The sequence below is a fragment of the Staphylococcus sp. GDX8P54P genome, from assembly GCF_017893165.1.
In the GTDB taxonomy this organism is placed as follows: Bacteria; Bacillota; Bacilli; order Staphylococcales; family Staphylococcaceae; genus Staphylococcus; species Staphylococcus borealis.
Window position 1 is genome coordinate 43,152 of the sequence record NZ_JAESMM010000003.1, and the last position, 11,027, is coordinate 54,178.

Annotated in this window: 14 protein-coding genes and 1 riboswitch; of the genes, 9 read left to right on the forward strand and 5 right to left on the reverse strand. The window is 32.4% G+C overall.

What is annotated here, in order from left to right:
* Positions 1 to 16: 16 nt before the first annotated feature.
* From KA909_RS00835 to KA909_RS00845, 3 genes are all read right to left on the reverse strand, one after another.
* A complete protein-coding gene (locus KA909_RS00835; protein WP_193839189.1) occupies positions 17 to 370 on the reverse strand; it encodes a fluoride efflux transporter FluC in 354 nt (117 codons plus the stop codon).
* A complete protein-coding gene (crcB, locus tag KA909_RS00840) occupies positions 367 to 732 on the reverse strand; it encodes a fluoride efflux transporter CrcB (RefSeq protein WP_075109189.1) in 366 nt (121 codons plus the stop codon). Before crcB ends, KA909_RS00835 begins: the two co-directional genes overlap by 4 nt.
* 61 nt (positions 733 to 793) lie before the next feature.
* Positions 794 to 1,099, reverse strand: coding sequence for a hypothetical protein (locus KA909_RS00845; protein WP_075109190.1), 306 nt, complete (start codon positions 1,097 to 1,099; stop codon positions 794 to 796).
* 263 nt (positions 1,100 to 1,362) lie between these two features.
* On the opposite strand from KA909_RS00845, the gene KA909_RS00850 reads away from it, so the two are divergent.
* Both KA909_RS00850 and KA909_RS00855 read left to right on the forward strand, forming a co-directional pair.
* Complete coding sequence (locus tag KA909_RS00850; protein ID WP_075109191.1) at positions 1,363 to 2,076, forward strand: transaldolase; 714 nt, start codon at positions 1,363 to 1,365, stop codon at positions 2,074 to 2,076.
* 226 nt (positions 2,077 to 2,302) lie between these two features.
* A complete protein-coding gene (locus tag KA909_RS00855) occupies positions 2,303 to 2,773 on the forward strand; it encodes a hypothetical protein (protein ID WP_075109192.1) in 471 nt (156 codons plus the stop codon).
* Here KA909_RS00855 and KA909_RS00860 read toward each other — a convergent pair.
* The gene (locus tag KA909_RS00860) at positions 2,757 to 3,203 is read right to left on the reverse strand and encodes a competence protein ComK (protein ID WP_075109193.1); all 447 of its coding nucleotides are present in this window, start codon (positions 3,201 to 3,203) and stop codon (positions 2,757 to 2,759) included. The two genes, KA909_RS00855 and KA909_RS00860, sit on opposite strands and share 17 nt — an antisense overlap.
* A gap of 1 nt (position 3,204) precedes the next feature.
* On the reverse strand, positions 3,205 to 3,681 hold the full coding sequence (locus KA909_RS00865; RefSeq protein ID WP_193839190.1) for a sigma-70 family RNA polymerase sigma factor: 477 nt from the start codon (positions 3,679 to 3,681) through the stop codon (positions 3,205 to 3,207).
* 257 nt (positions 3,682 to 3,938) lie between these two features.
* Between KA909_RS00865 and KA909_RS00870 the strand changes: the two genes are divergently transcribed.
* From KA909_RS00870 to ribH, 7 genes are all read left to right on the forward strand, one after another.
* Positions 3,939 to 4,160, forward strand: a complete 222-nt coding sequence (locus KA909_RS00870) for a hypothetical protein (RefSeq protein WP_011275450.1) — start codon at positions 3,939 to 3,941, stop codon at positions 4,158 to 4,160.
* 206 nt (positions 4,161 to 4,366) lie between these two features.
* A complete protein-coding gene (gene sagB, locus KA909_RS00875; protein WP_053030546.1) occupies positions 4,367 to 5,218 on the forward strand; it encodes a peptidoglycan release complex glucosaminidase SagB in 852 nt (283 codons plus the stop codon).
* Positions 5,219 to 5,539: 321 nt separating this feature from the next.
* Positions 5,540 to 7,030, forward strand: a complete 1,491-nt coding sequence (locus KA909_RS00880) for an FAD/NAD(P)-binding protein (protein WP_193839191.1) — start codon at positions 5,540 to 5,542, stop codon at positions 7,028 to 7,030.
* 153 nt (positions 7,031 to 7,183) lie between these two features.
* Positions 7,184 to 7,326: riboswitch (FMN riboswitch) on the forward strand.
* Positions 7,327 to 7,467: 141 nt separating this feature from the next.
* A complete protein-coding gene (gene ribD / locus KA909_RS00885) occupies positions 7,468 to 8,511 on the forward strand; it encodes a bifunctional diaminohydroxyphosphoribosylaminopyrimidine deaminase/5-amino-6-(5-phosphoribosylamino)uracil reductase RibD (protein WP_193839192.1) in 1,044 nt (347 codons plus the stop codon).
* Between the two features lie 6 nt (positions 8,512 to 8,517).
* Complete coding sequence (locus tag KA909_RS00890; RefSeq protein WP_210129875.1) at positions 8,518 to 9,150, forward strand: riboflavin synthase; 633 nt, start codon at positions 8,518 to 8,520, stop codon at positions 9,148 to 9,150.
* 15 nt (positions 9,151 to 9,165) lie between these two features.
* The gene (gene ribB, locus KA909_RS00895; protein ID WP_193839194.1) at positions 9,166 to 10,347 is read left to right on the forward strand and encodes a 3,4-dihydroxy-2-butanone-4-phosphate synthase; all 1,182 of its coding nucleotides are present in this window, start codon (positions 9,166 to 9,168) and stop codon (positions 10,345 to 10,347) included.
* An 11-nt stretch (positions 10,348 to 10,358) separates the two neighbouring features.
* Positions 10,359 to 10,817 carry a 6,7-dimethyl-8-ribityllumazine synthase gene (gene ribH, locus KA909_RS00900; RefSeq protein WP_053030536.1) on the forward strand — a complete coding sequence of 153 codons (459 nt, stop codon included), beginning with the start codon at positions 10,359 to 10,361 and terminating at the stop codon, positions 10,815 to 10,817.
* Positions 10,818 to 11,027: the final 210 nt, after the last annotated feature.

Here is an 11,027-nt window from a genome sequence, read left to right on the forward strand (position 1 = left end):
TTAACAATGAAGTGTTTTATAATATGAAACCTACATAGCATGATATAAATCCTACGATAAATTGTAAAATGGAATAACTCAAAAAACGAATCGGTTTAAAATGTGGATACAATAATTGGACAAGTTCATGTGACAGGGTTGAAAAAGTTGTTAAACCACCAAGAAAGCCAGTGATAAACAACATTGAAAACCACTGATGATTCAGAGCGATTCCGAATACGAACCCGATTAAAAAACTGCCTACAATATTGACAATTAACGTAGCAACGGGTATGGGTGAAGAAACCTTACTATTAAAGAAATCTGATAGCCAAGCTCTCACGACAGCACCTAAACCTCCGCCAACCATAACGAGCACTAAATTAATCATACACGTGCCCCTCCTAATTTAACGCCTAACCAGCAGCATAAGATGCCTCCAACGTAACTTAATAATCCGTATAAACATAGCAATATGAAACGATGATCATGAAACATAGTCACTAACTCGAATTGGAAGGTTGAGAAGGTAGTTAACGCACCTAATAGCCCCGTAGTTAATCCTTTTTTAAGCATGGGTTTATGTTTGAAAAATTGTATGGTTAGAGATGACAAATATCCCATTAATAATGCACCAACTAAATTTGCGACTAACGTCCCAATAGGTAAGCCAGAGCCCGTATTCAATGTTGATAAGATGTATCTCAATAATGCACCAACCATACCACCGATAAACACAAATAAATATTGCATTTTGTCACACCTATTTCTTGTTTTATTACAATTAAATCATTATTCTGTCATATCCACTCGATTACGAAAGAATGCCAAACGTTTTGATTGAAGCAAAGATATGGAATACAATTACGAATAAAATAATGATTGGTAAAATTTTACTAGCAATTCTAATCCAGCCTTGTTTATCGCCTAAATGTTTGATTGCTTTATCTGAAAAGATAATCGAAGCAATTAAAACAATAACATTAACAATACTACAGGCAATGAGTAAATATTTAACAGAATTAATTTGCTGACTTAATAGTGGATTAAATGTATTAAAATAAAAGCTTATTATAAGTAAAATCACTGAGATATAGAAGTATTTTTTTGGCTTAGACATTGTGTTCCTCCTACCTAATTTCATTTAATCATATTACCACATTTTAATTATAATTTAATAGTGACTCGTCAATTTTGAATTTTATTTTCATAAAAAGGCAAAACATTCGCTTAGTAATTCTAAGAATGATATAAATAATTTATAAATATTTTATTGTTACGGCATAGTATAATCATCATAAGAACATGCGTACATACATATAAATTCCATTGTGATGTAACTTAACTATCATCGTAATCGAAATTAAAGGAGGAAGAAATACAATGACAAAATTAAATGTACAAGTATTTGCAGATGGTGCAGACATTGAACAAATGAAAGCAGCTTATAAGAATAAAGAAGTAGATGGTTTCACTACAAATCCTAGTTTAATGGCGAAAGCAGGTGTAACGGATTACAAAACATTTGCAGAAGAAGCAGTTAAAGCGATTCCAGATGCATCAATTTCATTTGAAGTGTTCGCAGATGATTTAGAAACAATGGAGAAAGAAGCTGAAATTTTAAAACAATACGGCGAAAATGTATTTGTTAAAATTCCAGTGGTTAACACAAAAGGTGAATCAACTATCCCATTAATTAAAAAGTTATCTGCTAACAATGTGCGTCTAAACGTAACAGCGGTATACACGATTGAACAAGTTAAAGAAATTACAGAAGCAGTCACTGCAGGTGTACCTACATATATTTCAGTGTTTGCTGGAAGAATTGCTGATACAGGTGTAGATCCATTACCATTAATGAAAGAATCAGTTGACGTTGCCCACAGTAAAGAAGGCGTATTATTATTATGGGCAAGTTGCCGTGAACTATTTAACGTCATTCAAGCTGATGAAATTGGTGCCGACATAATTACATGTCCTGCCGATGTAGTGAAGAAAGTGAATACGAATTTAGGGCGAGATATTAATGAATTATCAGTAGATACGGTTAAAGGATTTGCTAAAGATATTCAAAGCTCAGGGCTATCTATTCTTTAAGCATAATTAAATTTAACAACTGACTCCGTAGCATTAGATAGTGTTAAGACATTCTATAAGTCACTGGTATAAATGTATTAGAATGTAGAATGATATTAACAATATCAGCAACATAGCTACGGGGTATTTTTATATTAATAAGAGATACTATTCCAACTTGTTTCTAAATGTCAACGTCGTTAAAATTTTAAAAAGAAATAACTTAAAAAGGAGATAACCACAAAGTATGAAACGAACAGATTTTGAAGAGAAAGTAAAAAAACAATTGTGGTTTTTGAATAAGAAAGAAAAAAAGCAATTACATGATAGTTTAGTGGAATATCGCCATGAAGTTGAGCGTCAAGAAGGGGAAATTCAGACGAAGCAGTATCGTAAACCTATTCATTTTGCGAATCAATTCTTGAAGAATAATGTGTTTCAACAAAAAGAAGTAGCAAGTACTACATTGCTTCTTTTACTCATTAGTATGGTGCTTATTTACGCTTTCTTACTTGGCTTATTTTTAACAGGATTTATTACGAGTTTAACTGCAGTCAATTATTTTATCAATCCACAGGTATCAATGCCAATATTGAATGTCGTCTTAATTTTAATAGGTGCAATACTATTGGCAATCGTAAGTTTAATGCTGATTAAATCAGTTACTGCATTTTTCACTAAAAAGTTACTTGAATACAAATTTAATAAATCTGCATAGTTTTATGCATTAAATGAAATAATAAAGTACTCTCTTGCCACTTTTTATAAATTAAAGTGTAGGGCTCATCAACACGTAATTGGATATTATTATCAAACGTTATGATTACGCCATCTTTACTTGATGTTAACCCTATAATGTTCAATGCATTAATATAGGTTTGCAAGGGTGCACGTTGATGTTTAATAGGGAACAGTACGGCTTTGTCAGATATATATAAAGGTACGAGTTTATGAATCGCTAACAATCGTTTCGCTACCTTTAATCTTTGTGAATACGATTGATTATGCTGTTCAAAATAATAAATCAGTACTTTTTTTATTGGAAAAGGTAAAACCATATTATATGTTGAAAAACAACATGTCGTTTTATGCGTATTAGCCTGCAAAGTTTGGAGATAAAGAAGATGGTGTGTGTTGTGTGGTATCATATTACTCACCTTTGACATAATAGTTGTTGAGTTTTTTTATAGAAGAAGCTTTATAGTTTTTAATACTAGATACAGACACATGCATTAATTCGGCAATTTCAAACTGTTTATAACCTTGAATGAAATAGTTATACCATTCAAGTTCTCTAGGATTTAACAATTGTGTCATATCATTATTATTAAAGATTGATGTTTCTATTGAAGCGGAGATAAGGTGTGGGGAGGTTGAGATGTCAACGTCGACCATGTCAGGTCTTAAACTTTCTTTTCTGAATAAATCAATTAAATAAAAATTGAGTCGTTGGTAGAGAAACGAGGATAAACTTACATTTGAATTATCATTGTAATTCTTAGATAATTGCCACAGTTTTATGAGTAATAATTGATAAAATTCATCATAATTATACTTGACGTTATAATGCTTTAACAAATAGTGAATCATTTTATGATGTTTATGATATATGTCATTAAAATTCAATACTTCAGAGATTCGCTCCTAATTTAAGTACTTAAATGAAATTTCCGGATATATATAATTTAAAGTAATTTATTTAAATTATCATTTGCGTAATTTAACAAAAGGGTGTTAAATAGTAAGCATAGATTAACTATAAACTGTAAAATCATGTCTAAAGACGCATATAACTTAGCAATACGACAAAATCATTATGGACATACCTTACATTCATCAATATATTTAAATTTTAGTCAATTTGTAACATGGGAGGTATAAAGTTGGATTACGCACATTTAAATCTTGAGCATTTCTTCGCAAGAAATGATGATTTAGACATTATAAGAGATCGTTCTGAATTTGTAATGATTAATAATTTTACAAATGAAATGATGTATCGAGATGGTGAAATAGAAGGAACAGTTGATTTAAATCAATATTATTACAAGAATAGATCTCAAGCAGCGAGTTTTATTATGATGGATTATCGTAAAGATAATTGATAGATAAAGTACTTCTGGTGAGAATCAAGTAATGAAATTCTATATGTTTCATTACTTTTTATTTTGCAAAGTTTCATTTTGATTACTTTTATTTTATGAATATGTAACATTGCAAGTATAAAATTGTTTATAAGAATTAATAATGTTAAACTTTATTATCATAAAAGATTTTAAATAAAAACAACATTGACCTAAGAGGTGTGAATATGACGAAGCACAAAAAAGGCTCAATTATTAGCCTAGTGGGGTTATTGATTGTTTTAGTTGCAGCAGGTTTTATATTCTTTAATATGATTTCAGATCAAATATTCTTTAAGCATGTTAATGAAGAAGAACGCGTAGAACATTTAGATGTAACATTAAATAAAGCTGCGAATAAACAAATTGATAATTACACAAGCCAACAAGTCTCTAACAAGAATAATACTGCTTGGAGAGATGCTTCAGATAGTGAAATAAAAGCTGCAATGGACAGTAGTAAGTTCATTGATGATGACAAACAAAAGTATCAATTTTTAGATTTATCTAAATATCAAGGCATTGATGAAAATCGTATTAAACGTATGTTATTCGACCGACCAATGTTATTGAAACATACTGACGCTTTCATTAGTGCTGCCAAAGAAAAGCATGTTAACGAAGTATATTTAATTTCACATGCTTTATTAGAAACAGGTTCAGTTAAAAGTGAATTAGCCAACGGGGTAGAAATTGACGGTAAGAAGTATTATAACTTCTACGGTGTAGGCGCGTTAGATAGTGATCCAATTAAAACGGGTTCAGAGTACGCAAAAAAACATGGTTGGGACACACCTGAAAAAGCAATCAAAGGTGGCGCTGACTTTATTCACCAACATTTCTTATCTCACGAAGATCAAAATACGCTCTACAGTATGAGATGGAATCCTAAGAATCCAGGTGAACATCAATATGCTACTGATATAAAATGGGCAGAAAGTAATGCTGAAATCATTGCTGATTTTTATAAAGAAATGAAAACTGAAGGTAAATATTTTAAATTATACGTATATAAAGATGACAATAAACATCAAAAATAAAATTATTATTTAGTAAAAGCCAACGTCGACACTTGTGTGAATTAGTGTTGACGTTGGCTTTTTAGGATAAAAAATAGATTTATTTATTCTGCTTTATTTTTCTTAGTTAACCAACTAAAGGCTATAATCATTACGACAAAAACTTTTAAAATAAATTTCATTTTTGTTCACCTCAATACCTTAATACTACCATAATTGCTGAATTAATAGAAAAATGATGAGAATAACATATAAGTATAAATTATTTTAAGCGATTTATGATATTGATATAATAGATATATTAAAAAGTCTTTTTAGAGTAATAAAGAAGGATGATGATATATGCGTGTAGCTATAATTGGAATGGGTACAGCTGGTGTGAGTGTTTTAAGGCAGTTAGTCAAAAATGAAGCATTTAAATATTTAGAGGTAGATGTCTATGATAATGAAAAGAATATGGGACAAGGTGTGCCATTTCAAAATGACAGTAGTCAGTTACTCATCAATTTGCCAACAAAGCAGATGAGTTTAAATTTAGATGATGATGAAGAATTCTGGAATTGGTATCAAGAACAATCAGAGTTTAAATTTGATAATCCTAAGTACTTACCTCGATTTGTGTTTGGTCATTATATGAAATCTTATCTATCTAACTTTGACTTATTATTTGATAATCTTTCCGTTATCAAGCGTCCAGTTCGTGAGATTTTTACAAATTCAGAAATAGATGAGACGACATTAAAATATTATGTATGTACATCAGAAGATATGAGTGAATGGAAAGAATACGACTATATCTTCTTAACGACAGGTACTTTCGCTTATCATGATCCGTATCAATTAAAAGGTAAAAAAGGATATATTCAAACACCTTATCCTACATATAATACATTGGATGAAGTTTCAGAATCAGATGATATAGCCATAATTGGAACTGGATTAGCTAGTTTAGATGTTGTTAGGTATGTCGCTACACATCATCCTAAGTTGCCAATTACTATGACGAGTCGTTCAGCACATCTGCCAAGTGTAAGAGGGAATATGGTTGATATTGAATTCAAATATTTAACTAAACAAAAGTTTAATGAGCTAAAAGGAAAACATTTTGGAAATGTTCCATTAGAAATTGCTTTTGAATTATTTCAACAAGAATGTGAAGACCGTAATATAGAGTTAGATAAATTAATACATAGACGTACCGGTAATACAATTAAAGATTTACAATATGATCTCGAACGTGCAAATGAAATCGGAGTATTTCAAAGTTTGATTGAAAATGTTAAAGAGAATTTGAATTGGATATGGAATAGTTTCAGTCGAGAAGATCAGCAAGCCTTTGATAAGCGATTTTCGAAACATATTCAATTAAATTCAAATCCAATGCCACCACGTACAGCAGAATTAATTATTAAACTCATACGTAATCAATCACTTATTATTAAAAGAGGATTAGAGGATATTAAACATACAGATGACGGTTATTTATTAAAATTTAAAGATGAGCGACAACCTAAACCATATGATGTCATAATCAATTCAACTGGATCCAAAACACATTTGTCAGATTTAGATGATGAAGATCAGCTTATACTGAACCTTCAAAATCGACAAATCGTTCAGCCGCACCCAATGGGCGGTATTCAAATTATTCCAGAAACGAATCAAGTCATTAGCCCAAGATATGGAACATTAAATAATATGATTGCCATTGGACAAGTGACGAACGGTGTTAACAAGTTAAGAAATGGTGTAAAGATGATCGTTGATCAAGCAGTGAGTTCTGTCAACTATATGTACGACAATCAAAGTAAGTTTGATCACTTCGATGCTTAAAGTGCATGTTTACACTTAAATGACTAAATTGCATCAATGGTTACACTGTTTAATATTATATAGCGTAGACGGTTTGTAATTTTTAAACAATAAGCGTATGATGATTAGTGTAGTAATCAAACTACATTAACTCTAATAATCACAATTTCATATGAATTCTTTCGGGGCGGGGTGCAATTCCCAACCGGCAGTAAATTAAGCCTGCGACCTGTCAAAGTATATGGTTAACTACTTTGATGGCTGATCTAGTGAAAGTCTAGAGCCGACAGTGAAAGTCTGGATGGGAGAAAGAATCGAGACGTCAATTTAAGTTTTAATGACGCTTATTTAGCATACACATTTAAGAAATGTTGTAAGCTTATTTGAACATATATTTAATTTCCCTATGCCTGTAATTGTTTTATTGGTATAGGGAATTTTTATTTTGAGGTGATGAATTGAGTTATTTTATGAATTATGCAATACAACTCGCACAAATGGTTGAAGGTCAAACGGGTGTTAACCCGCCAGTGGGTGCTGTCGTAGTCAATGACGGTAGAATTGTCGGACTGGGTGCACATCTTAAACAAGGTGATAAACACGCGGAAGTACAAGCACTTGATATGGCTGGAGAAAATGCAAAAGGTGGAACGATTTACATTTCGTTAGAACCTTGTACGCACTTTGGCTCCACTCCACCATGTGTGAATAAAATTATAGAATTTGGACTAAGTAAAGTTGTTTACGCTGTTAAAGATACAACATTACCTTCTGAAGGGGATGCTATATTAGAACAAGCTGGCATTGAAGTTGAATATCAATACTCTGAAGATGCAGCTGCGTTGTATCGTGACTTTTTCAAAGCTAAGTCAGAACAATTACCTGAAATCACGATGAAAGTGTCTGTATCATTAGATGGTAAACAGGCTACTGATATGGGTCAAAGCAAATGGATTACAAATTCAGATGTGAAACAAGATGTTTATCATTTAAGACATACGCATGATGCTGTATTAACGGGTAATGGCACAATTATCGCTGACAATCCCCAATATACGACACGTATTCCAAACGGTAAACATCCAATTCGAATCGTTTTATCAAGAAGTGGCAACATTGACTTTACAAAGCAATTGTTCCAAGATTCTTCAAGCGAAGTATGGATATACACAGAAAATGAGCATCTAAAAAGTCCAAATTCAAATGTCAAAATAATCTATTTAACTGAATGTAATTTAAAAGATATTTTAAAAGATATTTATAAGCGAGGTATTGGTAAGTTATTAATAGAAGCTGGACCTCGTGTAACTTCAGAATTTCTCCAAACACATTTTATCAATCAACTTATTATTTATTACGCCCCGAAAATAATAGGTGGTTCTGGGAAAAATCAATTCTATCAAACGAATGATGTCATTGATTTAAACCACGCCACGCAATTTGAAATTATTTCTACTGAGTTAATTAATCAAAACTTAAAAATGATCTTGCGAAAGAAGTGACAACTCATGTTTACAGGTATCGTTGAAGAAATTGGTACTGTTAAGAATATTCGTACGCATCAATCAGTTAGAACACTGGATATTGCTTGTCAAACGATTGTAGAAGACATGCACATTGGTGATTCTATTAGTGTGAATGGTGCATGTCTAACGGTGATTGATTTTACAAGTAACTTTTTTTCGGTACAAGTTATTAAAGGTACTGAAGATAAAACATACTTATCACAAATTAAGCAAAATGATGAAGTGAATTTAGAACGCGCAATGCCAGAAGATGGTCGCTTTGGAGGTCATTTCGTTTTAGGTCACGTCGATGATAAAGGTGTGATTACGCATGTAAACGAAACACCTAATTCAAGAATTGTTTCGATTAAAGCATCGCCAACGATTATTAAACAAATGGTTAAACAAGGCTCTATCACTGTAGATGGTGTAAGCTTAACTGTTTTCGATCTTCGAAATGATAGTTTTGATATTCATTTAATACCTGAAACGAGACGTTCAACGATTTTATCTTCAAAGCAAAAAGGAGATTCAGTTCATCTTGAAACGGATGTTCTTTTCAAATACGTTGAGCGAATGATGAGTAGAAATGAATCAGAACTTACATTAGATAAGCTGAAAGCATTTGGATTTTAGGAGGCGTAAGATAAAATGAAATTTGATGAGATAAAAGATGCACTAAATGCTTTACAACGTGGTGAAAGTATTATTGTAGTGGACGATGAAGATCGTGAAAATGAAGGTGACCTGGTTGCTGTTACGCAATGGATGAATGATAATACCATCAATTTTATGGCAAAAGAAGGTAGAGGATTAATTTGTGCACCAATTAGTAAAGATATAGCTCAAAGATTAAATCTAACAACGATGGTTGACCATAATACGGATGACTTTGGAACGAATTTCACAGTTAGTGTCGATCATGTAACAACTTCAACTGGTATAAGTGCATTTGACCGAATGGCAACGGCACGTGCTTTAATTAATCCTGAATCTACACCGTCGGATTTTCATAAACCTGGTCATCTATTTCCACTCATTGCTAAGGAAAAGGGTGTATTAGAACGTACCGGTCATACTGAAGCGGCTGTTGATTTAGCCAAACTTACGCAAGCTAAGCCAGCTGGTGTAATATGCGAAATTATGAACGAAGATGGCACTATGGCTAAAGGTGAACAACTTGAAGCTTTTAAACAACGTCATGACCTTAAAATGATTACAATTAAAAGTTTAGTTAAATACCAGAAGGACAAAAACGCTAATGTTGAATTGAAAGCAAAGGTAAATATGCCAACAGATTACGGTTCTTTTGAAATGTATGGATTTGAATCACCATTAACAAATGAAGAAATTGTTGTACTTGCTAAGGGTAAACCGCGTGCGACTGAAAATGTACGTATTCACTCTGCTTGTTTAACAGGTGACATCTTCCATAGTCAAAGATGCGATTGTGGTGCACAACTAGAAGCGGCAATGAAATATATTCATTCGCATGGTGGCTTAATTATCTATTTACCTCAAGAGGGTAGAGGGATAGGGTTAATAAATAAACTAAGAGCATATGAATTGATTGAACAGGGTCATGATACAGTAACAGCGAACTTAGCTTTAGGTTTTGATGAAGATTTGAGAGATTATCACATTGCAGCACAAATATTAAATTATTTTAATGTACAACAAGTGAACTTGTTAAGTAATAATCCCAAAAAATTTGAAGGTTTATCTGAATATGGTATTACAGTTGCGGATCGTACACCAATTATAGTGGCAGAAACTGAATATAACCATGAGTATATGAATACTAAAAAAATCAAAATGGGTCATTTAATTTAGGAGGAATAAATATGAACTTTGAAGGTAAATTAGTAGGAACAGATTTAAAAGTAGCAATTGTAGTAAGTCGTTTTAATGATTTTATTACCAATCGTCTATTAGATGGTGCGAAAGATACACTCGTACGTCATGGTGTTGAAGAGAGTAATATAGATGTTGCATATGTCCCTGGTGCATTTGAGATTCCATTAGTCTCAAAAAAACTTGCCCAGAAAGGTGCATATGACGCAATTATAACTTTAGGTTGTGTTATAAGAGGCGCAACATCTCATTATGATTATGTATGTAATGAGGTAGCTAAAGGTGTTTCTAAGGCAAATGACGTGAGTGATACACCAGTTATATTTGGTGTATTAACAACAGAAAGTATTGAACAAGCAGTTGAAAGAGCGGGTACTAAAGCAGGAAATAAAGGTGCCGAAGCGGCAGTGAGTGCGATTGAAATGGCTAATTTATTAAAACAGTTTTAATTTGAAATGATAGGGAGTGGGACAGAATTCTTTTAAATTCGTCGTCCACTCCCAGCTTGCTTTGTTTGTAGAATTTCTTGATGAAATTCTCTTTGCTGGGGCCCCGACTCCCAACTTGCTTTGCTTGTAGAATTTCTTAGTGAAATTCTCTTTGTTGGGGCCCCGCCCGCAAGGATGACTAGAACTGAGAAAAGCTTGATTTAAGCGCCT

What these genes read in the sequence shown, in the direction of transcription:
- KA909_RS00835 (WP_193839189.1), bottom strand. Translation starts at nt 370, where the DNA reads ATGATTAATTTAGTGCTCGTTATGGTTGGCGGAGGTTTAGGTGCTGTC.
- crcB (WP_075109189.1), bottom strand. Translation starts at nt 732, where the DNA reads ATGCAATATTTATTTGTGTTTATCGGTGGTATGGTTGGTGCATTATTG.
- KA909_RS00845 (WP_075109190.1), bottom strand. Translation starts at nt 1,099, where the DNA reads ATGTCTAAGCCAAAAAAATACTTCTATATCTCAGTGATTTTACTTATA.
- KA909_RS00850 (WP_075109191.1), top strand. Translation starts at nt 1,363, where the DNA reads ATGACAAAATTAAATGTACAAGTATTTGCAGATGGTGCAGACATTGAA.
- KA909_RS00855 (WP_075109192.1), top strand. Translation starts at nt 2,303, where the DNA reads ATGAAACGAACAGATTTTGAAGAGAAAGTAAAAAAACAATTGTGGTTT.
- KA909_RS00860 (WP_075109193.1), bottom strand. Translation starts at nt 3,203, where the DNA reads ATGATACCACACAACACACACCATCTTCTTTATCTCCAAACTTTGCAG.
- sagB (WP_053030546.1), top strand. Translation starts at nt 4,367, where the DNA reads ATGACGAAGCACAAAAAAGGCTCAATTATTAGCCTAGTGGGGTTATTG.
- KA909_RS00880 (WP_193839191.1), top strand. Translation starts at nt 5,540, where the DNA reads ATGCGTGTAGCTATAATTGGAATGGGTACAGCTGGTGTGAGTGTTTTA.
- KA909_RS00890 (WP_210129875.1), top strand. Translation starts at nt 8,518, where the DNA reads ATGTTTACAGGTATCGTTGAAGAAATTGGTACTGTTAAGAATATTCGT.
- ribB (WP_193839194.1), top strand. Translation starts at nt 9,166, where the DNA reads ATGAAATTTGATGAGATAAAAGATGCACTAAATGCTTTACAACGTGGT.
- ribH (WP_053030536.1), top strand. Translation starts at nt 10,359, where the DNA reads ATGAACTTTGAAGGTAAATTAGTAGGAACAGATTTAAAAGTAGCAATT.